Genomic DNA, 23,864 nt, shown 5'->3' with positions numbered 1-23,864 from the left:
TGGCTGCTCATTTTTGCTGCCGGGAACCCCTCGATACGTGCCGCATCGAGGAAAGGTTCTGCATGAACCGCACAGCTCGCACGAACGACCGCTACTCCCGCAGCCGCAAGGGCAGCGCCGGCTCCGGCAGAAGCGGCGGCTTCCGTACGCAGTCGCAGGGACGCCAGGGCGCTCCGGGCCGCTCGTCCGCCCCCAGCCGCTCCGGAGGCTACGGGCGCCGCCCCGCAGCGCGCCAGGGAGAGTTCGCCCTGCCCGTCACCATCACCCCGGCGCTGCCCGCTGTCGAGGCCTTCGAGGACCTGGAGATGCCCGCACCCCTGCTGGCGGCGCTCCGCTCCGAGGGTGTGACCGTGCCGTTCCCGATCCAGGCGGCCACCCTGCCGAACACGCTGGCCGGCCGGGACGCGCTGGGCCGCGGACGCACCGGCTCCGGCAAGACCCTCGCCTTCGGCCTGGCGCTGCTGGCGCGGACCGAGGGCAAGCGCGCCGAGCCCCGGCAGCCGCTGGCCCTGGTCCTCGTTCCCACCCGCGAGCTGGCTCAGCAGGTCACCGACGCGCTCACCCCGTACGCCAGGTCGCTCAAGCTGCGAATGGCCACCGTGGTCGGCGGCATGTCGATCGGCCGCCAGGCCGGTGCGCTGCGCGGCGGGGCCGAGGTCGTCGTGGCGACCCCCGGCCGGCTCAAGGACCTCATCGAGCGCGGCGACTGCCGCCTGGACCGCGTCGGCATCACCGTGCTGGACGAGGCCGACCAGATGGCCGACATGGGCTTCATGCCGCAGGTCACCGAGCTGCTCGACCAGGTACGCCCCGAGGGCCAGCGGATGCTCTTCTCCGCCACCCTGGACCGCAACGTCGACCTTCTGGTCCGCCGCTACCTGCACGACCCGGTGGTCCACTCCGTCGACCCGTCGGCAGGCGCGGTCACCACCATGGAGCACCACGTACTGCACGTCCACGGCGCCGACAAGCACGCGACCACTACCGAGATCGCGGCCCGCGACGGGCGGGTGATCATGTTCCTGGACACCAAGCACGCCGTGGACCAGCTGACCAAGCACCTGCTGAACAGCGGCGTACGGGCCGCGGCCCTGCACGGCGGCAAGTCCCAGCCCCAGCGCAACCGCACCCTCGCCCAGTTCAAGACCGGCCACGTCACGGCGCTGGTGGCCACCAATGTCGCGGCCCGCGGCATCCACGTCGACAACCTCGACCTCGTCGTCAACGTCGATCCCCCCAGCGACCACAAGGACTACCTGCACCGCGGCGGCCGCACGGCCCGCGCCGGCGAGTCCGGCAGCGTCGTCACGCTGGTCCTTCCCAATCAGCGCCGCGACATGACCCGCCTGATGGCCGACGCCGGCATCACCCCGCACGTCGCCCAGGTGCGCTCCGGCGAGGCCGAACTGAGCCGCATCACCGGAGCCCAGGCGCCCTCGGGTGTTCCCGTCACCATCACCGCACCGGTGCCGGAGCGTGCGAAGGGCGGCTCGTCGTCCTCCCGCGGCAAGCGCAGCCGTCCCTCCCAGGCTCGCCGCTCCCGCACCGCGTCCCAGGGGCGGGCAGGTACCTCGCAGCGCCAGTCCTCGTTCAAGAGCGCCGCATGACATCGCAGCCCGGCAGGCACGCCCAGCCGGTTGATCATCCACGGAACACGAAAGGTGTCCTTTGACGCTGATTCTCACGCAGCCACGGCAGACGGACCGCATCGGGCTGACTGCCGCCGACGCCATGACCGCACCCGGACCGCAGGTCGGCGACGACATGATCGTCGACGTCGCCCTCTCCGTCCTCATCGGCGCCGGCGTGGGGCACCTGATCATCCGCGGTGAGGACGACCGCTGTGCCGGTCTTGTCTCACGCGCCCAGCTCACGGCGTACCGCGGCGGCTCCTGGTACACCGAGGACACTCGGTTGCGGGACATCGTGCACGACCGCGGACCGTTCACCCTGTCCGAGACCTCGCTGCCCGAGGCGGAATACGCCATGCGGGCCCGATCCCTCGGCTCATCGCCCGTGGTCGACGAAGAGGGGTACATCCTCGGCGTCCTCGCTCTCAGAAACTGATCTCCCCCTGGTCGGCATCCCTGTCCGCCCTTCCCTCCAACCCTGTTGAGGCACTATGCGCTGCGTCATCGCCCGCTTCCCCTTCGACCTGGTCAAGAGTGACGTGCAGCAATCGATGAAGGGCATCAAGCCCGAACCCGTCACGGGTGAGTCAGTGACCATCGGCCGCCGCGTCTTCCCCGTCAAGCAGGTCGGCGAGGTGATCACCGGTCAGGACCGCCGTGACTTCACCGCCGGCGAGGTGACCAGGGCGCTCACGCGCCTCGGCTTCACCTGCCATGCCACCCCCGCACCCGTCGTTCCCCCCGTCCTCACCCCGCTCGAATCGGCGTCCGTGCAGCTCGGCACAGCGGCGCGCATCTGACCGACAGCGGGACGGGCGCGAACCCCGGACCGGACAGCATCGAGGGCCCCGACCGGCAGCCGGTCGGGGCCCGCTTCCGTCTGTCTGCGACCAGGTCGCCGGGCCCGGCGTGACGCGTCGCGGCCCGGAATCCACCGCGCCTCAGGTCAGTGCCGAGCCGGCGTCGAGCCGATCCCGAGCGCGGACCTGGACGATCGCGCTGACCGCCCGCCCGCTGCGCCCGTCCACGCCTCAAGGGGGAAGAGCCATGTCCGACGCCGTCGTGACGCACGGTTTCACCGATGCGGCCGAACTGCGCCGCACCAACCGCGCCACCGTCGAGATGTACATGCACACCACAGGTCCCGACCGGCTGCGCCGGCACGAGCTGTTCACCCCCGACGGCAGCGGTGGGCTGTGGACCACCGACAACGGGGAACCGATCGTCATCAGCGGCCGGGACCGGCTGGCCGAGCATGCCGTCTGGTCGCTGGCCTGTTTCCCGGACTGGGAGTGGTACAACATCCAGATTTTCGAGACACAGGACCCGAACCGTTTCTGGGTCGAGTGCGAAGGCCGCGGAAAGATTCTCTTCCCGGGCTATCCGGACGGCTACTACCACAATCGCTTCCTGCACTCCTTCCTGCTCGACAACGGAAAGATCAGGCAGAACCGCGAGTTCATGAACCCCTGCGAGCAACTGCGCGCGCTCGGCATCCCAGTGCCCCGGATCAAGCGCGAAGGGCTTCCCACCTGAAGGCCGGCCGGGAACGAGGGTTGATGTGATGGAAGACCTGCTGAGCGAGACCCGGTTCGACAACGCGCTGCACCAGCCGCAGTGGAGCGACCCCGTACAAGTACGACGGCTGCGCCATGCCCTCGCCGCCCGGCCCGCACTCGTACGGCCCGAGGACCTGCGTACGCTTTCCGGTCTCCTGGCCCAGGTCGCGGCCGGACGGTGCGTGGTCGTGCAGTGCGGCGACTGCTCCGAGGACCCCGGCGAGTGCACGCCCGCCCACGTCAGCCGCAAGATCGCCGTACTGGAACTGCTCGCCGGAACTCTGCGTATGGTCACTGCCCGGCCGGTACTGCGCGTCGGCCGGATCGCCGGACAGTTCGCCAAGCCGCGTACGCACCGGACCGAGCAGGTCGGCGACCTCGAACTCCCCTCCTACCAGGGGCACATGGTCAACGGGCCACAGCCGACGCCGGACAGCCGCAGGCCCGATCCCCTGCGCATCCTCACCGGCTACATGGCCGCCAGCGACATCATGACCCACCTGGGCTGGGCAGCACCGCCCGGCAGCGCGCGTATCGACGCGCCCGTCTGGACCAGCCACGAAGCGCTGCTCCTCGACTACGAAGTGCCCATGCTCCGCCGGGACGAAGGGGGCAGGCTGTATCTCGGCTCCACCCACTGGCCCTGGATCGGCGAGCGCACCCGTCAGGTGGACGGCGCCCATGTCGCCCTCCTCGCCGCCATCGCCAACCCGATCGCCTGCAAGGTCGGCCCCTCCGTCACCCCGGGCGAGCTCCTCGCCCTGTGCGAGCGCCTCGACCCTGAGCGACAGCCCGGCCGGCTCACCCTGATCGCCCGGATGGGCGCCGACACCGTGGCCGATCGTCTGCCCGACCTCGTCGCAGCGGTCCGCGCCGCCGGACACCCCGTCAGCTGGCTGACCGACCCACTGCACGGCAATACCGTGCAGGGGGCCAACGGCGCCAAGACCCGCGTCGTCCAGCACGCGATCCGCGAAGTCATCGCGTTCCGGCAGGCGGTCCGGGCAGGCGGGGGCATCGCCGGGGGACTGCACCTGGAGACGACTCCGGACGATGTCCTGGAGTGCGTCAGCGACGAGACGGACCTGGCCAGGACAGGCGAGCGCCACTCCACGAGCCTGTGCGACCCCCGCCTCAACCTCGACCAGGCCCTGTCCGTCGTCTCCGCCTTCTCCCCCGCCGGCTCCCACCTGGACGAGGACCCGGCATGAGTACACCCGTGACCGGCATGGCAGCCGCAGCCGGGCCGCCCGCCAACACCGCCCGCTGGAGCGTCGATCCCGACCGCGCCGTACTGCTCATCCACGACATGCAGCGCTACGTCCTCGCACCGCTCCCCCACTCGCTGCGCGGCGAACTCGTCCACAACACCGCACTCCTGCGCGCACAGTGCAGGGTCCACGGCATCCCCACCGCCTACACCGCAGCCGACGCGTTCAGTCACGACTTCCAGACCTTCCTGGTCCCCAACGCCGTCGCCGGCTTCTCCCTCGACGGCCACCGCATGGCCCTCAGCTACGCCGCCCGGTGCTGCGCCATGGTCATCACCACCAAGGAGGCCCTGGCATGACCACCCTGCTGGACCGGATCCTCCGCGATCCCCCGCCGGCGTACGCCATCCTCCACCGCCCCCACATCACGGGCCCCGGCCAACTGGACATCCTCACGGGCAGCGTGACGCACCCCGCGACGCTCGCCCGGATCCAGCTCCCGCGCACAGCCACGCCCGGCCGCCACGAAACACTCGTGCTCATCCCCTACCGGCAGATCACCGAACGCGGATTCGCCTGCCACGACGACCACTCCCCGCTGATCTCGATGACGGTGACCGGGCAGCAGACCATGCCGCTCGGCGAAGCGCTCGCCCGGCTGCCGCGCGTCGCGACCTCCCTGTCGGGCGGGCACTTCGACGGCGACGACGCCACGTACGCACAGACCGTCAAGCGGGTGATCACGGACGAGATCGGCACGGGCGCCGGGGCGAATTTCGTCATCCAGCGGTCCTTCGTGGCCGACATCACCGATTACGGGCCCCACAGCGCTCTGGCCTTCTTCCGCCGACTGCTGGAGAGCGAGGGGGGTGCGTACTGGACCTTTGTCGTCCACACCGGCTCACGCACCTTCGTCGGGGCATCGCCGGAGCGGCACATCAGCGTACGAGGCGCGACGGCGGTGATGAACCCGATCAGCGGCACATACCGCTACCCGGCCGGGGGCCCCAGCCTGACCGGCGTCATGGACTTCCTCGCCGACCCCAAGGAGAGCGACGAACTGTGCATGGTGGTCGACGAAGAACTCAAGATGATGGCCCGGATCTGCGAGCCGGGCACCCGCGTCACCGGCCCCTGTCTCAAGGAAATGGCGCGGCTCGCACACACCGAGTACTACATCCAGGGGCGCACCTCCCGCGATGTACGCAGCATCCTGCGTGAGACGCTGCTCGCGCCGACCGTGACCGGCAGCCCGCTTCAGAGCGCCTGCCGCGTCATCGCCCGGCACGAGCAGCAGGGCCGCGGCTACTACAGCGGAATCGCCGCCCTCATCGGCCGCGACGAGCAGGGCGGCCGCACTCTGGACTCGGCCATCCTCATCCGCACCGCCGACATCAGCCCGGCCGGGCGCGTGCGGATCGGGGCCGGCTCGACCCTCGTGCGCCACTCCGACCCGGGTGCTGAGGCGGCCGAGACACGGGCCAAGGCGGCCGGACTGATCGCCGCCCTGGAGTCCGGACCCGCCGCACCACGCGAAACGCACCCCGGCGAAGTCGCCCGCTTTGCCGCGCATCCCAGCGTCCGCGCCGCGCTGGAGCGCCGTAACGACACCCTCGCGTCTTTCTGGCTGCGGCCGGGCACCCCGCTGGAGCAGTCGCCGCCCGAACTGACCGGACGCAGCGTGCTGGTCATCGACATGGAGGACACCTTCACCTCCATGATCGCCCATCAACTCCGGTCCCTCGGGCCGGCGGTGACCGTGCGCCGGTTCGACCAGGCACACACCTTCGACGGCTACGACCTGGTGGTGCTGGGACCCGGACCCGGCGACCCCGGCGAGCGGGGCAACCCCCGCATGGAGGCCCTGCGCTCGGCGGTGCACACGCTGCTCGCGCAGCGGCGGCCGTTCCTCGCCGTCTGTCTGAGCCACCAGGTCCTCAGTCTCCGGCTCGGCTTCCGTCTGGAGCGCCGCGATCATCCCAACCAGGGCGCGCAACAGGAGATCGACTTCTTCGGAGACCGGGTCCGGGTCGGCTTCTACAACACGTACGCCGCACACAGTCGCCACGACACGGCACACATCGACGGTGTCGGCAGGGTGGATGTCTCCCGCGACCGGGTGAGCGGCGAGGTCCACGCGCTGCGCGGCCCTCACTTCACGTCGATGCAGTTCCACCCCGAATCCGTACTCACCCAGCACGGAGTCCGCCTCGTGGCACAGGCCGTACGCCAGGCGATGCGCCCGACCCTCGCACCCACCGGCACCACCGAGCACCCGGCCGCTGTGCCCGCCTGACCCCGAAGCCGCTGCTCCCAGCGGTGATTGGAGACATCGGATGCACCCCTACGTCGTCGTGGACGTCTTCGCCCGAGAACGCCTGCTCGGCAACCCCGTGGCGGTCTTCTTCGACAGCGACGACCTCAGCCCGGAGCTCATGCAGCGCATCGCCCGCGAGATGAACCTCTCCGAGACCACCTTCGTCCTGCGCCCGCGTCAGGGCGGCGACGCCCGGATCCGTATCTTCACGCCGGTCAACGAGCTGCCGTTCGCCGGGCATCCACTGCTGGGCACCGCCCTCGCACTGGCCCGCCGCATCCCGGGCGACCGCCTCCAGCTGGAGACCGCCGTCAGCGTCATCCCCTTCGAACTGGACCGCACGGACGGGCGGGTGGTCACCGCCCGGATGCAACAGCCGCTGCCCACCTGGGAACCGTTCGACCGGACCGAGGAACTTCTCGAAGCGCTGGGTGTGCCCGCCTCGACGCTGCCCGTGGAGATCTACCACAACGGGCCCCGCCACGTGTTCGTCGGACTGGACAGCGTGAGCGCACTGTCCGCGCTGAATCCCGACCACCGCGCGCTGGCCGCCTTCGAGGACATGGCGACCAACTGCTTCGCCGGTCACGGCGCGCACTGGCGCAGCCGGATGTTCTCGCCCGCCTACGGAGTGACCGAGGACGCGGCGACCGGCTCGGCCGCGGGCCCGCTGGTCGTCCACCTCCTGCGGCACGGCGCTCTCACCCGTGGCCGCTGCATCGAGATCATGCAGGGCGTCGAGATGGGCCGCCCCTCCCGCATGCTCGCCCGCGCCGAAGGCGTCGGAACCCACATCGAGTCGGTCGAGGTCGGCGGCGACGGCGTGATCACAGCCCAGGGGACCCTCCATGTCTGACCTGCCCATGAACGCGCGCCCCGGCACCCGGTCCGGCTCGGAATCCCTTACGGCGACCATAGACATCGCCTTCCCCGAGTACGCGGCGCCGCCGCCCGACCCGATCGCTCTGCTGCACAGCTGGCTTGATGACGCGCACGCTCACGGTGTACGTGAACCCAGAGCCCTGGCTCTGGCCACGACCGACGCCCAGCGCCGGACTTCCCTGCGGACCGTGGTCGTCACCCGGCTCACCGAGTGCGGCCTGGTCTTCACCACCCACCGAACCAGCCGCAAGGCTCGCGAACTACGGGCCAACCCCTGGGCCTCCGGCCTGCTCTACTGGCGCGAGACCAGCCGGCAGGTCAGCCTCAGTGGCCCGGTACGAGAGCTGTCCGACGCCGATACCGAAGCCCTGTGGGCCCAGAGGCCGGTATTCACCCACGCGATGACAACCGCATCCCGCCAGAGCGAGCCCCTGGACGACGTGCCCGCCCTGCGCGCCCGCGCCCACGCCCTCGCCCAGGCGGGACCGCAGCCACGCCCGCTGACCTATATCGCCCTCGAACTGGTCCCGCACGCCATCGAGTTCTGGGCGAACGGCACCGACCGGCTGCACGAAAGACTCCGCTACGACCGCACACCGAACGGCTGGAGCGCCACCCGCCTGCAGCCCTGAGAGATCCGTGCTCCCCGGCACAGGTGCGAGCGCATGCGTAAGTTCGAAGACCCGCTGCCCATGGGTCGTTCGCCGCCCGGCTCAGTGACCCGCGAGGAGCTTCACGCCCACGACCCCTACGCCGATCGCAGTGTCCAACAGGCCTGAGACGAGTGCGCTCAGCGGCCCGTTGCCCATCCGCAGGCCGGTTCGCCAGCCCCACAGGAAGAGGGTCGCCACTTCCACCCCGGCGCTGATCATCAGTGCGGTGCCCAGATCCATCGCGCCCAGCGCCGACACGCCGATCAGCACCAGTGGCCCCACCGCGCTCAGCAACAACGGAGCGGAGACATGCAAAGTCGTCCGGATCTCCGCCCGGTTCGCGCCACGCTTGCTCACGGCACGGTGCGCCTGCTCGTCGGCGACCAGCGTTGCCAGCCAGACCCCGAGAGCTGCCCCGGCCACGGTGAGCGCCGCCTCCTCGGGGTCGTGCGTGTCTGCCTCCGAGAGAGTCACCACCACTGCGGCCAGGGTGATGGTCGCGTAGATCCGTTCCTTGAGTCGTGCGGCCGCGGTGTCGCCGGCGCGGGCGGCGGTGGCGGCGGTGCTCTGCGCGACGTCGCCGCGTCGCGGTTCCGGGTCCGGTGTCGTCATGCCGGTACGGAACCGGGCGCGCCGACCACAGTGTCGGCCAGGATCGAGGTCATGCGCGCGCCCTTCCGCCGTGACGTCACCATGCCCGAAATACAGGCATTTTCAGTGACAAACGGTAGCCGACGTGACACAGCGCAGCTGCCACGAGCGCGCCGGTGTCGGGCCCGGCCACGCCTACCGGTGCGGCCGGCCCGCCGGGCCGCGGGATCACTCGACCGGCCAGGTATGCGCAGGCGCGTTGAGGTGCATGTACTCCATGTACTGCCGTGTCATCCGCCGCAGCGCCTCATGGTGGCTGACATGGGCGGTGGCATCGATGTGGTGGAACATCTCCTTCTGCCAGACCGCGCCGTTGCGGCCGGTGACGCACCGCTGCTCGATGATCCCCAGCAGCGGCTCGCGCCACGCGGCATCCATTCCCGACTGCTCCAGCCCCCGGTGCGCCAGCGGCAGGAGGCGTCTCAGTACGAGTTCTGACGCAGGCACCTCGCCCATCCCGGGCCAGTACAGCCGCGCGTCGATCCCGTTGCGGGCCGCGGCGTGCAGGTTGTCCTCGGCGGCCGAGAACGACATCCGCGACCAGACCGGCCGTTCCTCGTCAACCAGGGCGCGCGTCAGCCCGTAATAGAAGGCGCCGTTGGCGAGGACGTCGGCGACCGTGGGGCCGGCGGGGAGCACGCGGTTCTCCACCCGCAGATGCGGCTTGTCGTGGGCTACGGCGTAGACCGGGCGGTTCCAGCGGTAGATCGTGCCGTTGTGCAGCGTGAGTTCGGCCAGTTGAGGAGTGTCGCCGCCGTCCAGGGTGTCCTTGGGGTCCTCTTCGTCGCACAGGGGCAGCAGTGCGGGGAAGTAGCGCACGTTCTCCTCGAAGAGGTCGAAGACGCTGTTGATCCAGCGTTCTCCGAACCACACCCGTGGTCGCACCCCCTGCACCTTGATCTCTTCCGAGCGGGTGTCGGTGGCCTGCTCGAAGAGCGGGATGCGCGTCTCGTGCCAGAGCTCCTTACCGAACAGGAACGGCGAGTTCGCGGCCAGGGCTACCTGAACCCCCGCGATCGCCTGTGCCGCATTCCAGTACCCCGCGAACTCGTCGGGCGAGACCTGCAGGTGAAACTGAGTACTGGTGCACGCCGCCTCCGGCGTGATGGTGTCCGCGTACGTCCGCAGCCGGTCCACGCCGTCCACTGCGATCCGCAGATCCTCACCGCGGGCCGCGAACACCTGCTCGTTCAGCAGCCGGTACCGCGGGTTCTCCGACAGCGCCGCCTCACTCACGTCCGGCTGGCGCAGCGTCGGCAGGACTCCCACCATGATCAGATGCGCGCCGACCGCCGCGGCGCGGCCCTCGGCGTGATTGAGCGCGTCCCGGATCTCCTGCTCCCACGCGTCGGGACCGCCGGCCGTCAGACGCCGCGGCGGAATGTTGATCTCCAGGTTGAATCTGCCCAGCTCGGTCGCCCAGGCGGGATCCGCGATCGCCTCCAGCACGTCGGTGTTGCGCATGGTGGGCTCGCCGCTCGCGTCCACCAGATTGAGTTCGATCTCCAGACCCACCTGGGGCCGCTCGAACTCGAATCGCGACTCACGCAGCATCTGCGCGAACGCGTCGAGGCATTCCTGCATCTTGATCCGGTACCGGCGGCGGTCGTCACGGGTGAATTCCAGCGCCGGGACGTCTCGTCCCATCGGCCCTCCCGAGTCCCCTCGGCAGACACCCCACTCATAGGGTCCCACTCCCCCGCCACCCGGACCAGCCAAGAGGTCCGCGCTCCGGCGTGCACTCGCTCGTAGGCTCGGCACGTGAGTCACAGCGAAGAGCGCGCCGAGGGCGCCGGACCGTTCACCACGCGTCTCACCTGGCGCTTCGCCGAGGGCGGCACAGCGGTCTGGGAATCACGTGCGGCCCGCAAACGCGGGACGCTCACGGTCCGGCCCGAGGGAGCCGAGGCCATCACGCAGTACGCCGACGAGGAAGCCCTCCACCGGCTTCGCGCCCTCAACGCGGTGGCCGCGGTGTCGTTCACGATCGGTGGAGCCCTGTTCGTCCTCGGCGCCACACTCGCCCAGTTCGGGTCCGGCGATCCGACGCCGAGCGCCACGGTCTACCTCGTCGGGGGCCTGTTCTTCACCGCCGGCGCGTACGCCTCCCTGCTCCAGACGGTCAACGCCCCGAGGCGCCGCAGCGACGCCGGCACCCTGGTCACGCATCGGTGGCGGTGGTGGAGTTACGAGCCCCTGCAGATCGACTGGCTGAGCACGTTCGTCCTGTTCGCGGGCACGCTGGTGTTCGGCGTCAACCTTCTGGACTCCTTCTTCCGGGGGCTCTCCTCCCAGCAGGTGAACCGGCTGATCTGGACGCCGGACCTCATCGGATGCCTGCTCTTCCTCATCTCCGGGCACCTGGCCCTCGTCGAGGTCAGCCACGGCCCTCCCCGCCTGCGCGTACGGAACCTCGGCTGGTGGATCGTCGCCGTCAACCAGCTCGGCTCTGTGCTGTTCCTGGTCGCGGCACTGGCCGACTTCACCAACCCGAGCACCGGGGATGTGATCAACGCCGCCGTCGCCAATTGGGGGACCATCACCGGCGCTGCGTGTTTCTCGGTCGGAGGCGTACTGCAGCTCTTCGAGCGCCCCTAGGGTCGTGTCTTGCGATGCGGCAGGATGCCGTACGTGCCGGGCGTGGTCATCATGGAAGGGCCTGGCCAGCGGGCGCGCCGGGCAGGAAGGGTGCCGCGATGGAGCTGTTCCCGCCGATACCGCTCAGTCAGTGGCAGGACACCAAGGAGACACTGCACCGATTCGAGCAGCTCGTCGGCAAGATCCGCCTCGCCGCGAGTCCCCGGCGCAACCACTGGTGGAACGTTCCCTTCCATCTCACCGGCCGCGGCATCACCACACGTCCGATGAGAGACGTCGACGGCACCTCGGTCTTCACTGTCGACTTCGACTTCGTCGACCACCGACTCGTCGTCTCGACGCTGGACGGCAGAGCGAGATCGTTCCCACTCGCGGGCCAGTCCGTCGCGTCTTTCCACGACAACACTCTCGATGCTCTGGCCGCCCTGGGCCTCGGCGTGAGAATCAACATTCCCAGGCCCTACGACCTGCCCGACGCAGGTCGGCCGTTCGCCAAGGACACCGAGCACGCGGCCTACGATCCCGTACTGGTCAACCGCTACTGGCGAGTCCTCAGTCAGGTGGCCGTGGTGCTGGAGGAATTCGCTGCCGGCTTCGCGGGAAAGGCCAGCCCCGTCCATCATTTCTGGCACACGCTCGACATCGCCCACACCCGGTTCTCGGGGCGGCACACCGATCAGCCGCCGGAAGTCGATCCGGTGACGCGAGAGGCGTACTCACGGGAGTTGATCAGCTTCGGATTCTGGTTCGGTGACGAGCTGTATCCCGAGCCCGCTTTCTACTCCTACACGGCGCCCGAGCCCGCGGGGCTGACCGGGGAGCCGCTCGAGCCCGCGTCGGCGTCCTGGGTTGCGCGCTACAAGACCCACCTGGCCGTGCTGCCCTACGACGCGGCACGCGCCGAGAGCGATCCTCGCGCCCTCGTCCTCGCCTTCTACGAGAGCGCGTACCAGGGCGGTGCCCGGCGCGCGGGCTGGGACGTCGGCCAGTTCGCCTCCCCAGGCGGAATCACGGACCCGCAACTGCCCCTCCCGCCCGGCGGACTCTGAACCCGCCGGGGCTCACGGACGCAGGCCCGCCGTGGACCCGGCAGCGGCACGCTTCGCCGTGCCGGGTCCGCCCGGCGTCAGCCGCACCTGCGGCCGCTGTTGATGCAGCTCACCGCCTTCCTCATCAGCGACGAGGACATCACGTTGATGAAGTCACCGTGGTCTGTACCGGGCTTGTGCAACTGCTCGGGGAAGCTGTCGACGGCGAAGACCGAGCCGGGCGCAATCTTGTAGGTGATCCGCTGGACCAGCTGGGGTATGGCCGTGAATCCCTTGGGACACGTGCCGTTGGGGCGGGCGAAGGCCACATGCGTGCGGTGGTTCGCGCTGTCGGTGTTGCTGCCGTCCCAGCAGCTCTGGAAGTTGAACGTACGCACCACATTGCTGCCCTGCGGGCACAGCGGGTACTTGTCCTTCAGCTGCCGGTTCTCGAAGCCGGTGCAGCTCCAGGACGCGTTGGCGTTGGCCGTTCCGTTGGTGAACGCCTTGGCGTCGCCGGTGATGATGCGCAGGAACGTCGGCATCGCCGTCACCTTGCTGACGGGGCTGCCGCGGAAGGTGAGTTGCACGGAAGCGGGCTGGAGAATGCGTCCGACGTTGCCGTCCTGGCCTCCGCCGGGGAGGTTCGCGTCGGTCTCGATCTTTCCGTTGCGCAGTCGCAGGACCGGCCAGTAGTGGGTGGATCGGTCGCCGTTGGTGCAGGTCGTCCCGGCGGCGGCGAGGTCGTCGTTGGTGGCGAAGGCGTCGGTCTCGAGATTGCCGACGTAGTCGTGCATGTGGTGGGCGCCGTTGCTCACGCCGGGGGCGACGATCACGTTGTCGGGGTTGAAATGCTTGTTCTCGTTGCGCCCGCAGCGGGACTTGAATGTGCCGCGCGAGGCGTTGGCCTGGAGGCGCGGCGCCGCGGCATTGGGCCGCACTCTGCGGATGTCCACGAAGTCCGACCTGCGGGGGCCGGTCTGCGCCTTGTCGCCGTTGGCGGGGGCGGAAGCGCTCGGAGCGGGGGCGTTCGGAGCCGCAGAGCCGGACGCGGGTGCGGCAGCGGGGGCCACGTCGTCCTTCTTGACGGTGCAGGAGGCCATCGATTCCAGACCCTCGGGCCGGTTCGAGACGCGGTCGATCTCGGTGGCGATACGGTCCAGGGTGCCGCGGCGCTGGGACGAGAGCGGGTCCAGCACGCGCGTGCGCACCCAGTTCCGGTCGGTTTGCGTGGCGCCCGCCGCGAGTTGCTCGTAGGCATCCGCGACCTGAGTGTCCAGCTGCGCCAGTTGATTGTCCACGGCCGGCCGTGCCTGCTCCGGAACGTTCGACAAACGGACCGCGACGTCAGGGCAGTTGATGGTCATCGGCGCCTGTGCGGCCTGCCCGCCCCAAGAGCTGCGCGCGGCCGAGGCGTTGTTGTCGGTCATCAGCAGCGCCCCGCCCCCGACGGCCAGAGCCGCCACTCCGGCAACCGTGATGCCGATCCATCTGGACCGCTTGTGTCTCTGCCTGTACCTCACTGGGCCGCCCCTCTGTGGTCGTCGCGCCGGGACTTCGTGCCCTCGGCCGAGTCGGACCGTGCCCTCACCCGCTCGGGCGGAGGGCACAGCACGACGCACAGGGATACGGAGACGGGGACTGTTCTGCTCAGTTCGAACCGAGATTGTTTTGTTACGGGTCAGGGGTACGTCTCCGGCGGGGCGGTGGCGCGGGCCTGAAGAACGTCAGCGGGCGCTCTCACTGCTCGCGCATGCCCCACGGCGAGCCGTACTCGGTCAGCAGGTCCAGGAAGGGCCGGGCGGGGAGCGCCTCGGGGCCGAGGACACCGCTGCCGGTCCACGTGCCCGCGGCGATCAGTTCCAGGGCCACGACCGGGTTGATCGCGGTCTGCCATACGACGGCCTGGCAGTCGTATTCACGCATGGACCACTGGTTGTCGACCACGTGGTACAGGTAGACCTCGCGCGGACGGCCGTCCTTGGTGCCCTTCACCCAGGTGCCCGCGCAGGTCTTGCCGTGCATGCGCTCCCCGAGGGTTGCCGGGTCGGGCAGGCAGGCGGCGACCACGTCGCGCGGGGAGACGTGGACCGTACCCGACCCGTCCGCTGCGGGCACGGGCACCGGATCGGTGCGGTCCAGGCCCAGCAGGTGCAGCGTCTGCAGCGTACGGATGAACTCCTCTCCGAGGCCGTACTTGAAGGTCACGCGTCCCGCGTCCACCCAGCGCGGCACCAGCAGAACCTCCTCGTGCTCGACGTTGACGCACTCGACGGGTCCGATCCCTTCGGGGAAGTCGAAGACCTCGGGCTCGCTGAAGGGTGGGGTGGTGAACCAGCCGCGGCCCGCCTCGTAGACGACGGGTGCGTTGAGGCATTCCTCGATGGTGGTCCAGATGCTGAACGAGGGTGCGAAGTCGTAGCCGTCGACCGTGAGGTTCGCCCCGTCGCGGATGCCGATCTCCTCGATCTCGTCGAAGAGTTCGTCGGCGGCGTGCCGTGCGAAGACGTCGGACAGGCCGGGTTCGACGCCGATGCCGACGACGGCGAGCGATCCGGCCTTCTCCCAGTCCCCGGCCCGCTCGAACTGGGCGTCGCCCAGCTTGACTCCGCACTGCTCGTACGGTCGCTCCGGGTGCGGGCAGGACAGCGACATCGCCATGTCCAGGTAGTGCGCCCCGGCGGCCAGGGCCGCCTGGAACAGCGGCATCACGAAGCGTGGGTCGGTCGCGTTGAGCAGCACGTCGCATCGCTGCTCCTTCAGCAGAGAGGTGACGGCCCCCTCGTCGCTCGCGTCGATCCGTACGGCGCGGAAGCGGCCGTCCGGCTCAAGGGCCGCGACGGCGGACTGGGCGCGGGAGAGGTCGTAGTCGGCGACGACCATGTGGTCGAAGAAGGATCGGCGGGCCGCGATCCGGGTGATGGCGGTACCGACGCCGCCGGCTCCCACGAGCAGAACACGCATGACAGAACTCCGTTTCCAAGGCACAGCAGGCAGTGCAGGCATAGCAGATACAGCGGACATAACAGGCAAGGCGCTGCTCCGGCCGCGGCGCCCGTTGTCATCGATCCAACGCCTGCGCCCCTTTTCACGTCAATGGTGTTGGCATAAGCTCGCCGGGGTCCGGACGGTCACCGTGGAAGGAGCGTGCTGTGGCCAAGCCCGTCGTGCCGGAAGAGGCCCGGCGACGCCGTCGTCCCACCAAGAACGGGGCGGTGCTCTCCGAGCAGCTGATCATTGAGACCGCCCTGCGCATGCTGCGTGAGCACGGCAGCGCGGGCCTGACCGTGCGCCGCCTGGGCATCGCCCTGGGCGCGGATCCGAGCACCCTGTACCGGTACTTCAGCGGCATCGACGACCTGACGCTCGCCATCGGGGACGTGCTCGTCGGGCGGGCCGTGGCGGGCTGGGAGAGCATCGGTGACTGGCGGGCCGACCTGCGGGAACTGGGGCTGCGCATCCACGCCGCGTACCTCGGGCACCCGCAGGCAGCCGTCCTCACCGCGAGTCGGGTGTCCGGCAGGGCGCACGAGGTCGCAGCCGACGAGACGATCCTCGGGGTGTTGCGTACCGCGGGCTTCGCGGACGCCGATGCCGTCCGGATCTATCAGGCGTTCATCGACCAGACCCTGGCCTTCGCCGCGCTGGACGCGGCCTCACTCGCGCTGCCTGCCGCGGCGCGCGAGGCGGACGAGGAAGTCTGGCGGGCCACCTACGCCCGGCTGCCCCCGACGACGCATCCCCACGTGGCGGCCACGGCGCACCTGCTCGTCGCCCGCATGAACCACAGCGCGTATCCCACGGCCCTGGACATGCTGCTGGACAGCGCATCCGCCCAGCTCGGGTGCACGGCCCGGAAAACGCAGCCGCCCCGGTCGGCATGAGTGCCGACCGGGGCGGAACAGGTGCGGACACAGGCTCTCCGTGCCGCCGCCTTGGCGTCAGCCGAGCGTCGCGATGGCCTGGTTGAAGGTCGCCGACGGACGCATGACCGCCGCGGCCTTGGCAGCGTCGGGCTGGTAGTAGCCGCCGATGTCGGCCGGGGAGCCCTGCACCGCGAGGAGCTCGTCGACGATCGTCTGCTCCTGCTCGGTGAGCGTCTTGGCGAGAGCCGCGAACGCCCCGGCGAGCTGCGCGTCGTCCGTCTGCCCGGCCAGCTCCTGGGCCCAGTACGTGGCCAGGTAGAAGTGGCTGCCGCGGTTGTCGATGCCACCCACGCGGCGGGTCGGCGACTTGTCCTCGTTGAGGAACGTGGCCGTCGCCCGGTCGAGGGTGTCGGCGAGAACCTGGGCGCGCGCGTTGCCCGTCGTCTGCGCGAGGTGCTCGAAGCTGGCCGCGAGCGCGAAGAACTCGCCCAGGCTGTCCCAGCGCAGGTAGTTCTCCTTGACCAGCTGCTGGACGTGCTTGGGCGCGGAGCCGCCGGCGCCCGTCTCGAACAGACCGCCACCGTTCATCAGCGGGACGACCGACAGCATCTTGGCGCTCGTGCCGAGCTCCAGGATCGGGAAGAGGTCGGTCAGGTAGTCACGCAGCACGTTGCCGGTGACCGAGATGGTGTCCTCGCCGCGGCGGATGCGCTCGAGCGAGAACGCGGTCGCCTCGACGGGCGACATGATCTCGATCTGCAGACCGTCGGTGTCGTGGTCGGCGAGGTATGCCTTGACCTTCTCGATCAGCTGCGCGTCGTGCGCGCGGCTCTCGTCGAGCCAGAACACCGCCGGGGCGCCGGTCGCGCGGGCGCGGGTGACGGCGAGCTTGACCCAGTCCTGGATCGGCAGGTCCTTGGCCTGGCACATGCGGAAGATGTCGCCGGCGCCCACCGTCTGCTCCAGGACGACATTGCCGTTGCCGTCGACGACCCGCACCGTGCCCGTGGCGGGGATCTCGAAGGTCTTGTCGTGGCTGCCGTACTCCTCGGCCTTCTGCGCCATCAGACCGACGTTGGGTACGGAACCCATCGTCGACGGGTCGAAGGCGCCGTTCGCACGGCAGTCGTCGATGACGACCTGGTACACGCCGGAGTAGCTGCTGTCGGGCAGGACCGCGAGGGTGTCGGCCTCCTGGCCGTCCGGGCCCCACATGTGACCGGAGGTGCGGATCATGGCCGGCATGGAGGCGTCGACGATGACATCGCTCGGTACGTGCAGGTTGGTGATGCCGCGGTCGGAGTCGACCATGGCCAGCTCGGGACCGGCGGCGAGCTCGGCCTCGAAGGACTCCTTGATCTTCGCGCCCTCGGGCAGCGACTCCAGGCCCTGGTAGATGGCGCCGAGTCCGTCGTTGGGGCTCAGACCGGCCGCGGCCAGCGTCTCCCCGTACTCGGCGAACGTCTTCGGGAAGAAGGCGCGCAGCACGTGACCGAAGACGATCGGGTCGGAGACCTTCATCATCGTGGCCTTCAGGTGCACGGAGAACAGCACGCCCTCGGCCTTGGCGCGGGCGATCTGCTCGGTGAGGAACTCGCGCAGCTCGGCGACGCGCATGACGGACGCGTCGACGACCTCGCCCGCGAGGACGGGCACCGAGTCGCGCAGAACTGTGGTGCTGCCGTCGTCACCGGCGAGCTCGATCCGCAGCGAGCCGGCGTCGGCGATGACCGCGGACTTCTCGGTCGAGCGGAAGTCACCGGCGCCCATGGTCGCGACGTTCGTCTTCGAGTCGGCGGTCCAGGCGCCCATCCGGTGCGGGTGGGTCTTGGCGTAGTTCTTCACCGACGCCGGGGCACGGCGGTCGGAGTTGCCCTCGCGCAGCACCGGGTTCACGGCACTGCCCTTGACCTTGTCGTACCGCGCGCGGACGTCCTTGTCCTCGTCGGTCTTCGGGTCGTCCGGGTAGTCGGGCAGCGCGTAGCCCTGCTGCTGCAGCTCGGCGATCGCAGCCTTCAGCTGCGGAATCGAAGCCGAGATGTTCGGCAGCTTGATGATGTTCGCGCCGGGAGTCTTGGCGAGCTCGCCCAGTTCGTGGAGGGCGTCCTCGATCCGCTGCCCCTCCGCCAGACGCTCGGGGAAGCTGGCGATGATCCGGCCGGCCAGGGAGATGTCACGGCTCTCCACCCTGACACCGGCCGTCGCGGCGTACGCCTCGACCACAGGCAGGAATGAATAGGTCGCCAGGGCGGGGGCCTCGTCAGTGTGCGTATAGATGATGGTCGAGTCAGTCACCGGATACTCCACTCCACGTCTGCAACATTGCTCGACATCAAGATATCCCGTGATCGGGCGCCGCCCGGCAGGGCCCTGCCCCACCGGGAAGCGGAGCCGGGGCACGACCTGTGCCGGGCAGGCATCCGGGTGCCATGGATCGGGGTGCCTTCGGGCGAATATCGCGCCGGTGGCGTGGCAGGGGGCGCCCCCGGTGGTACGTGCTTGTGGATGTGGCCATCGGATCCGCAGCCCAGCAACCCGGACCCCGGCCGGCCCTCCGTCGGGCGCCGGCGCCGGATCCGCACTGCGACGCGTCAAGCCCTGCACGGCATCAGCCGCCCCGCAGCCGGAACCCCGGGCGGGGGGCCGCTGTCCCGCTCCCGGCCCGGCGACCGCCTGCCGGTGCATCACGCCCTGCAGACGGCAGCCTCGTACGCCTGGCGGATCCTCGTGGTGGGCGCCCTCGTCTATGCCGTCTTCTCGGTGCTGGGACGGTTCCACGAGATCGCCGTGGCCGTGTTTCTCGGCATGGTCATCACCGCGATGCTGCGGCCGGTGGCCGACCTGCTGGGGCGCGCGATGCCGCGACCGCTCGCGGTCGCCGTGTCCCTGCTCGGCAGCATCGTCATCGTCCTCGGGGTGCTGGCTCTGATCGGCGAGTCGGTGGCAGGAGAGCGGGCCGGACTACAACGGGAGTTCGAGGCAGGCGTCGGAAGGATCGAGCGCTGGCTCGAGAAGCCGCCGTTCCGGCTCAACCCCGAAGCACTCACCGACCTCCAGTCCCGGATCGGGGAGTTCCTGTCGAGCCACCGCTCCACCCTCATCAGTACGGCGGTGAGCGGCGCGCACAGGCTGGTCGAGGTGCTGACCGTGCTCGCGCTGGCCCTGTTCTGCTCGGTCTTCTTCATCCACTCCGGCGACCGGCAGTGGGGCTGGTTCTGCGAGCAGCTTCCGGCGGCTGCCCGGGAACGGGTCGCGATCGCGGGCAGGGCGGCCTGGCGGACGTTCACCGGCTACACCCACGGCATCGTGCTGGTGGCCGCGACCAATGCCGTCCTGGTCGGCGTGGCCCTGTTCATCCTCGGCGTACCGCTCGCGCTCCCGCTGGCTCTGCTGGAGTTCTTCGCCGCCTTCATTCCGCTCATCGGCTCGCCCATCGCCCTGGCCGTCGCCGCCGTGGTGGCCCTGGCGGCGAAAGGTCCGCTCATCGCGGGGCTGGTCATCGCGCTCATCGTGATCATCGGGCAGATCGAGGGCCATCTCCTGCACCCGATCGTGATGAGCTGGGCGGTTCGGCTCCACCCGGTGGTGGTCGCGCTCACGGTCATCGGCGGCGCCATCGCGGCCGGGATCCTGGGCGCGGTGGTGGCCGTACCGCTGGTGTCCGTCCTGTGGTCGGCCCGTCAGGCGCTGCGCCGGGCGCCCGAACCGGAACCGGTGGAGACGGCGGCCTCCCCCGGCCCGTAATGCCCTGCGGCGGGTGAGCGCCCCGGCCCTCACCGGGACCGGGGCGCTCGTGCGCCGCGCCTGGGGATCAGCCCGTGTACGCCGCGAAGATCTTCGAGAACTCGTACGGGGACTGCGGGATGTTGGTGCACATGTAGAGCGCGCCCGTGCAGGCGTTGCGGTCGCGGGTCGCCTCCCAGAACGCGAGCTCACCCAGGTGCTTGCCCTGGGCGAAGGTGACCAGCTGGCGCGCGTCGGCCTGGTCGAAGATGCGCCCGTCGTCGTTCTGGCCGAGCATCGGGGTCACCCCGACCATCGCCCACACCTGGGCGTCGCTCTTGGCCGGGTACAGCGACTTCAGCTGGGTGAATGTGCTCTGCGCGGCCTGCACGGCCGCGTCGCCGTAGTCGATGCTGCGGTAGTAGTCCATCGCCATGACGTTCACGACGTCGAGGTTCACCCGCGCGTCCCGCGCCGATTTCACGACGGCCAGCCCGTCGGCGGTCAGCCCCTCGGGCAGCACCGGGAGCGTGAGGGAAATGCGCAGCCCCGGGTGGGCCTGCTGGAGACGCGCCAGAGCCTGGGAACGGCGGCCGACCGAGGCCGGATCGGCCGTGGCCGCCCCCTCGATGTCGAAGTCGGCATAGGTCAGGTCGTAGGCGGTGACGACCGCGTTGTACTCGGCGTACAGCGCGTCGACCGACGAACAGGCCTGGGCCAGTTCGATGCCGCTGGCGCCACCGAAGGAGATCTTGACGTCCCCGCCGCCCGCGCGGATGGCGTCGACCTGGTCCTTGGCCCAACCCGACCGCGGGTCATAGGCGTTGAACCACATGGCCTTGCAGCTCGACGCGGTGACGAAGGCCATGGTGAAGCTCTTGAGCCCGCTCGCCGACGCCATGGCGGGCATGCTCGGGGTCGGCCAGGCGCCCATGTCGACATACGGCGCGGTGCGTACGCCGCCGGGCGGGGGCGTACCGCCACCCGTGCTCGTCGCAGCGCTGACCGCCGAGCTGTAGGCCGAGGTGTTGCCTGCGGCGTCCTTGGCCCTGACACGGAACGAGTAACTCGTGCCCGCCTGCAGGCCGGTGGCGGAGTACGTGGTGCCTGCCACGGTCACGGGCGTGCCGCCGTCACGGGAGATCTCGTAGCCCGCGACCGCGCCCGAGTCGTCGCTCGACGCCGTCCAGCTCACGGTCAGGGACGAACTGGTCGCCGAGCCGACGCTCACCCCCGACGGCACGGTGGGCGCCGTCGTGTCGCCGCCGCCCGAACCGCCCTGACAGGGAGCGCTGTTGAGCTTGCAGTTCACCGGCGTGCCGCTCCCACCGGACACCCAGCCGAATGCCGCGGTCGCTCCGGGCGCCAGCGTGCCGTTGTACTCGCGGTTCTTGAAGGCGTAATGGCTTCCGCTCTGGGTCAGGAACGCGTCCCAGTACGCGCCGACCGAGGTGCCCGCGGGCAGGTCGAACTCGACGGTCCAGCCGGTCAGCGTGGAGCTGCCGCCGTTGGTGATGGTGTACGCGCCCTGGTAACCGCCGTCCCAGGTCGACGTCTTGGAGAACGCCGCCGTCGGCGTGGCAGCGGCGGCGGGTGGGGCCAGGAACAGGACGAATGCCCCGATGAGCGTGACGACGAGCGCTAACGATCTTCGCATTGCTGCCTCCACCGAGCGGGCTTGGTCTATACCAAAGCGTCTGGCATGTACGTACCGAGCCCACGGCATCACGTCAAGGGCAAGGAGTGGAGGACCTGGCACCCGTCAGGGCAATGTCCCGCGGGGCCCGGGCCGGTCCAGCGCAAACCTTGCTGCGACACCCCGTACGCAACAGGAGATCCGTCAAGCAACAGCCAAGGATTCCCGGCACTCTTGCCGCACCGGTCACCCGCACGCTTCACTGTCGAGCACCCCCACAGGAGAACCCCAGTTCCCTCACACCGAAGGGCTTCTCTTGACTGCCGTTCCAGTACGCCTGAGTACCGTCACCGCCGCGGCCTGCGCCCTGGTGTTCGGCGCCGCTCTGCCGTCCTCCGCGATCAACTCGTACAACGCGACGCCCGCGCCGGAGCGCACCGAAGTCGGTGCGCTCGTCGCCACCTGGGACAACGACGACAACCCCGCGACCCCCGACCGGGTCGACTGGGTCTGCTCGGGCACCATGATCGACGCGGACACCTTCCTGACCGCCGCACACTGCACCACCGACTGGCCGGCGAACGTGAAGTTCTACGTCTCCCTCGACCAGGATGTACAGGGCGCACTCGACAAGGCCTCCGCCGCGCACCCCGGCGACCCGGCGGCCGTGGCGAAGGCAGTCGCCGTCCAGGGCACGGCCCACACCCACCCCGCATACCCGGGCCCTGCCTCGGACTCGCACGACATCTCGGTGATCGAACTGCCCGCCGCCCAGGTCAAGGCGCGCTGGACGTTCACCCCGGCCACGCTTCCCAAGGCCGGGGCACTGGGTGCGCTGGGGCCGCAGGGGCTCAACGACACCTCGTTCTTCGTGGCCGGTTACGGGACGCAGGAGGCCCAGCGAGGCCCGGGCGGCCAGACCCATCCCGGCGGCGGTGTACGGATGAAGGCCCCGGTCACCTTCGACGCGCTCAACAACGCCTGGGTACGCCTCGCGATGACCGCACCGCAGGGCAACGGCGGCGCGTGCTACGGCGACTCCGGCGGCCCCAACTTCGCCACGCTGGGCGGGAAGATCACCCTGGTCGCCACCACGATCACGGGCGACACACCGTGCTACGCCACGAACGTCGCGTACCGCCTGGACACCCCAGGGGCCCGCGCCTTCCTCTCCCCCTTCGCGAAGCTGCCGTAGAAGCTGCCGCACATGCTCCACAGGTGCCGCCGGGTCGGGGACCCGGCGGCACCGCAGTCCTCGGTGTTCCGGCTACCGCCGTTCCAGTGCGCCCCGGACGAAAGCCGCCTGGCCGACGTGCTGCAGATCATCGGCGATGACGCTGACCAGTCGGACGCCCAGGGTGACCGGCGGGGACCAGGACTCGTCCACGACGCTGTCGAGTGCCGCGTCGTCGAGGCCGGCGACGAATCGCACGGTCTGCTCGTGGACGGCGTCGAAGTAGCCGAGCAGCAGCTCGCCGGACGCGACCCGTACCGCGGCGACCTGCTTGCTGGTGTGGCCGAAGCCGGTCGCTCCCCTCGCGAAGGGCAGCTCGAAACGGTCCGCCCACTTCTGTGAGAACCACACCTGCTCGACCGCGGCCGCGTCGGCCACGTGGTCGTCCTGGATGCGCGAAAGATGCCACACGAGCCAGGCGATCGAGTTCGCGTCGGGGTCCAGCCGGGCATTGAGATCGTCCGGCGAAAGCCCCTCGACGGCACCGTGTACCGCTTCCCGGATGCGCTCGAACGCATCTGCCAGCAAATCTGAGCTGTTCATGCACTGATCCTTGGTCGCTGAAGCAGACACGCTCTGCCCTCGGGGTCACCCGGTGGGCAGAGCGTGTCTCAGTCGTGTGGGGGGCGGGCTAGGTCAGCGGGACGACGCTTTCCGCCTGGGGGCCCTTGGGGCCCTGCGTGACCTCGTACTCGACCTTGTCTCCCTCATCCAGCTGCTTGAAGCCGGTGGTCTGGATGGCCGAGAAGTGGACGAAGACATCAGGGCCGCCGTCGTCCTGCTCGATGAAACCGAAGCCCTTGTCCGCGTTGAACCACTTCACCCTGCCAGTTGCCATTGGTCACATTCCTTGTTCGCTTGCCACGGCATGTCCT

Annotated in this window: 22 protein-coding genes; 14 read left to right on the top strand and 8 right to left on the bottom strand. The window is 69.8% G+C overall.

Annotation, left to right across the window (positions count from 1 at the left end; translation table 11 throughout):
* Window positions 1–62 precede the first annotated feature (62 nt).
* From OG905_RS36870 to phzG, 9 genes are all read left to right on the top strand, one after another.
* The gene (locus OG905_RS36870; protein WP_328681376.1) at window positions 63–1,607 is read left to right on the top strand and encodes a DEAD/DEAH box helicase; all 1,545 of its coding nucleotides are present in this window, start codon (window positions 63–65) and stop codon (window positions 1,605–1,607) included.
* 61 nt (window positions 1,608–1,668) lie between these two features.
* Window positions 1,669–2,067, top strand: coding sequence for a CBS domain-containing protein (locus OG905_RS36865; RefSeq protein WP_266485221.1), 399 nt, complete (start codon window positions 1,669–1,671; stop codon window positions 2,065–2,067).
* A gap of 55 nt (window positions 2,068–2,122) precedes the next feature.
* Window positions 2,123–2,431 (top strand): SCO5918 family protein, encoded by a 309-nt coding sequence (locus OG905_RS36860; RefSeq protein WP_328681373.1) that lies wholly within the window; start codon window positions 2,123–2,125, stop codon window positions 2,429–2,431.
* Window positions 2,432–2,678: 247 nt separating this feature from the next.
* Window positions 2,679–3,167, top strand: coding sequence for a PhzA/PhzB family protein (locus tag OG905_RS36855; protein WP_328681371.1), 489 nt, complete (start codon window positions 2,679–2,681; stop codon window positions 3,165–3,167).
* A 28-nt stretch (window positions 3,168–3,195) separates the two neighbouring features.
* Window positions 3,196–4,401 carry a 3-deoxy-7-phosphoheptulonate synthase gene (locus OG905_RS36850; RefSeq protein WP_328681369.1) on the top strand — a complete coding sequence of 402 codons (1,206 nt, stop codon included), beginning with the start codon at window positions 3,196–3,198 and terminating at the stop codon, window positions 4,399–4,401.
* The gene (locus tag OG905_RS36845) at window positions 4,398–4,760 is read left to right on the top strand and encodes an isochorismatase family protein (protein ID WP_328681367.1); all 363 of its coding nucleotides are present in this window, start codon (window positions 4,398–4,400) and stop codon (window positions 4,758–4,760) included. The genes OG905_RS36850 and OG905_RS36845 overlap by 4 nt, the downstream gene beginning before the upstream one ends.
* Window positions 4,757–6,697, top strand: a complete 1,941-nt coding sequence (locus tag OG905_RS36840) for an anthranilate synthase family protein (protein ID WP_328681365.1) — start codon at window positions 4,757–4,759, stop codon at window positions 6,695–6,697. The genes OG905_RS36845 and OG905_RS36840 overlap by 4 nt, the downstream gene beginning before the upstream one ends.
* A gap of 40 nt (window positions 6,698–6,737) precedes the next feature.
* A complete protein-coding gene (locus OG905_RS36835) occupies window positions 6,738–7,574 on the top strand; it encodes a PhzF family phenazine biosynthesis protein (RefSeq protein ID WP_328681363.1) in 837 nt (278 codons plus the stop codon).
* On the top strand, window positions 7,567–8,232 hold the full coding sequence (gene phzG, locus OG905_RS36830) for a phenazine biosynthesis FMN-dependent oxidase PhzG (protein WP_328681361.1): 666 nt from the start codon (window positions 7,567–7,569) through the stop codon (window positions 8,230–8,232). Before OG905_RS36835 ends, phzG begins: the two co-directional genes overlap by 8 nt.
* Window positions 8,233–8,313: 81 nt before the next feature.
* Here phzG and OG905_RS36825 read toward each other — a convergent pair whose 3' ends face one another.
* Together OG905_RS36825 and OG905_RS36820 are read right to left on the bottom strand one after the other, a co-directional pair.
* Window positions 8,314–8,865, bottom strand: coding sequence for a hypothetical protein (locus OG905_RS36825; RefSeq protein ID WP_328681359.1), 552 nt, complete (start codon window positions 8,863–8,865; stop codon window positions 8,314–8,316).
* A gap of 207 nt (window positions 8,866–9,072) precedes the next feature.
* Window positions 9,073–10,551 (bottom strand): glutamate--cysteine ligase, encoded by a 1,479-nt coding sequence (locus tag OG905_RS36820; RefSeq protein WP_328681357.1) that lies wholly within the window; start codon window positions 10,549–10,551, stop codon window positions 9,073–9,075.
* 114 nt (window positions 10,552–10,665) lie between these two features.
* On the opposite strand from OG905_RS36820, the gene OG905_RS36815 reads away from it, so the two are divergent.
* Both OG905_RS36815 and OG905_RS36810 read left to right on the top strand, forming a co-directional pair.
* Window positions 10,666–11,502, top strand: a complete 837-nt coding sequence (locus OG905_RS36815) for a hypothetical protein (protein ID WP_328681356.1) — start codon at window positions 10,666–10,668, stop codon at window positions 11,500–11,502.
* 98 nt (window positions 11,503–11,600) lie between these two features.
* Entirely contained in the window at window positions 11,601–12,551 is a 951-nt protein-coding gene (locus OG905_RS36810; RefSeq protein ID WP_328681355.1) for a DUF5996 family protein, read from the top strand.
* Between the two features lie 77 nt (window positions 12,552–12,628).
* Here the strand turns inward: OG905_RS36810 and OG905_RS36805 are convergent, their stop codons facing one another.
* Both OG905_RS36805 and OG905_RS36800 read right to left on the bottom strand, forming a co-directional pair.
* Window positions 12,629–13,996: a DUF1996 domain-containing protein gene (locus OG905_RS36805; RefSeq protein ID WP_328681353.1), complete on the bottom strand. Its 1,368-nt coding sequence runs from the start codon at window positions 13,994–13,996 to the stop codon at window positions 12,629–12,631.
* 274 nt (window positions 13,997–14,270) lie between these two features.
* A complete protein-coding gene (locus OG905_RS36800) occupies window positions 14,271–15,494 on the bottom strand; it encodes a saccharopine dehydrogenase family protein (RefSeq protein WP_328681351.1) in 1,224 nt (407 codons plus the stop codon).
* Between the two features lie 188 nt (window positions 15,495–15,682).
* Between OG905_RS36800 and OG905_RS36795 the strand changes: the two genes are divergently transcribed.
* Window positions 15,683–16,414 (top strand): TetR/AcrR family transcriptional regulator, encoded by a 732-nt coding sequence (locus OG905_RS36795; protein ID WP_328681350.1) that lies wholly within the window; start codon window positions 15,683–15,685, stop codon window positions 16,412–16,414.
* Between the two features lie 57 nt (window positions 16,415–16,471).
* On the opposite strand, the gene OG905_RS36790 is transcribed toward OG905_RS36795, so the two are convergent.
* Window positions 16,472–18,691, bottom strand: coding sequence for an NADP-dependent isocitrate dehydrogenase (locus OG905_RS36790; RefSeq protein WP_328681348.1), 2,220 nt, complete (start codon window positions 18,689–18,691; stop codon window positions 16,472–16,474).
* Window positions 18,692–19,075: 384 nt separating this feature from the next.
* Here OG905_RS36790 and OG905_RS36785 point away from each other — a divergent pair, with 384 nt between their 5' ends.
* Complete coding sequence (locus tag OG905_RS36785; protein WP_328681347.1) at window positions 19,076–20,140, top strand: AI-2E family transporter; 1,065 nt, start codon at window positions 19,076–19,078, stop codon at window positions 20,138–20,140.
* 67 nt (window positions 20,141–20,207) lie between these two features.
* Here the strand turns inward: OG905_RS36785 and OG905_RS36780 are convergent, their stop codons facing one another.
* A complete protein-coding gene (locus OG905_RS36780; RefSeq protein WP_328681346.1) occupies window positions 20,208–21,776 on the bottom strand; it encodes a cellulose binding domain-containing protein in 1,569 nt (522 codons plus the stop codon).
* A 295-nt stretch (window positions 21,777–22,071) separates the two neighbouring features.
* On the opposite strand from OG905_RS36780, the gene OG905_RS36775 reads away from it, so the two are divergent.
* A complete protein-coding gene (locus OG905_RS36775) occupies window positions 22,072–22,950 on the top strand; it encodes a trypsin-like serine protease (protein ID WP_328681344.1) in 879 nt (292 codons plus the stop codon).
* Window positions 22,951–23,022: 72 nt separating this feature from the next.
* Here OG905_RS36775 and OG905_RS36770 read toward each other — a convergent pair whose 3' ends face one another.
* A complete protein-coding gene (locus tag OG905_RS36770; protein ID WP_328681342.1) occupies window positions 23,023–23,532 on the bottom strand; it encodes a mycothiol transferase in 510 nt (169 codons plus the stop codon).
* An 88-nt stretch (window positions 23,533–23,620) separates the two neighbouring features.
* Window positions 23,621–23,827, bottom strand: coding sequence for a cold-shock protein (locus tag OG905_RS36765; protein ID WP_328681341.1), 207 nt, complete (start codon window positions 23,825–23,827; stop codon window positions 23,621–23,623).
* Between the last annotated feature and the right edge of the window lie 37 nt (window positions 23,828–23,864).

The organism is Streptomyces sp. NBC_00322, assembly GCF_036147535.1.
Lineage (GTDB): Bacteria > Actinomycetota > Actinomycetes > Streptomycetales > Streptomycetaceae > Streptomyces.
Note: the sequence above shows the minus strand (reverse complement) of the source record. Positions and strands in the feature narration are given on the sequence as shown.

Excerpts from the sequence above, each read along its gene's own strand:
- OG905_RS36870 (WP_328681376.1), top strand. The coding sequence starts at position 63 with ATGAACCGCACAGCTCGCACGAACGACCGCTACTCCCGCAGCCGCAAG.
- OG905_RS36860 (WP_328681373.1), top strand. The coding sequence starts at position 2,123 with ATGCGCTGCGTCATCGCCCGCTTCCCCTTCGACCTGGTCAAGAGTGAC.
- OG905_RS36855 (WP_328681371.1), top strand. The coding sequence starts at position 2,679 with ATGTCCGACGCCGTCGTGACGCACGGTTTCACCGATGCGGCCGAACTG.
- OG905_RS36850 (WP_328681369.1), top strand. The coding sequence starts at position 3,196 with ATGGAAGACCTGCTGAGCGAGACCCGGTTCGACAACGCGCTGCACCAG.
- OG905_RS36845 (WP_328681367.1), top strand. The coding sequence starts at position 4,398 with ATGAGTACACCCGTGACCGGCATGGCAGCCGCAGCCGGGCCGCCCGCC.
- OG905_RS36840 (WP_328681365.1), top strand. The coding sequence starts at position 4,757 with ATGACCACCCTGCTGGACCGGATCCTCCGCGATCCCCCGCCGGCGTAC.
- OG905_RS36835 (WP_328681363.1), top strand. The coding sequence starts at position 6,738 with ATGCACCCCTACGTCGTCGTGGACGTCTTCGCCCGAGAACGCCTGCTC.
- phzG (WP_328681361.1), top strand. The coding sequence starts at position 7,567 with ATGTCTGACCTGCCCATGAACGCGCGCCCCGGCACCCGGTCCGGCTCG.
- OG905_RS36825 (WP_328681359.1), bottom strand. The coding sequence starts at position 8,865 with ATGACGACACCGGACCCGGAACCGCGACGCGGCGACGTCGCGCAGAGC.
- OG905_RS36820 (WP_328681357.1), bottom strand. The coding sequence starts at position 10,551 with ATGGGACGAGACGTCCCGGCGCTGGAATTCACCCGTGACGACCGCCGC.
- OG905_RS36810 (WP_328681355.1), top strand. The coding sequence starts at position 11,601 with ATGGAGCTGTTCCCGCCGATACCGCTCAGTCAGTGGCAGGACACCAAG.
- OG905_RS36800 (WP_328681351.1), bottom strand. The coding sequence starts at position 15,494 with ATGCGTGTTCTGCTCGTGGGAGCCGGCGGCGTCGGTACCGCCATCACC.
- OG905_RS36780 (WP_328681346.1), bottom strand. The coding sequence starts at position 21,776 with ATGCGAAGATCGTTAGCGCTCGTCGTCACGCTCATCGGGGCATTCGTC.
- OG905_RS36770 (WP_328681342.1), bottom strand. The coding sequence starts at position 23,532 with ATGAACAGCTCAGATTTGCTGGCAGATGCGTTCGAGCGCATCCGGGAA.
- OG905_RS36765 (WP_328681341.1), bottom strand. The coding sequence starts at position 23,827 with ATGGCAACTGGCAGGGTGAAGTGGTTCAACGCGGACAAGGGCTTCGGT.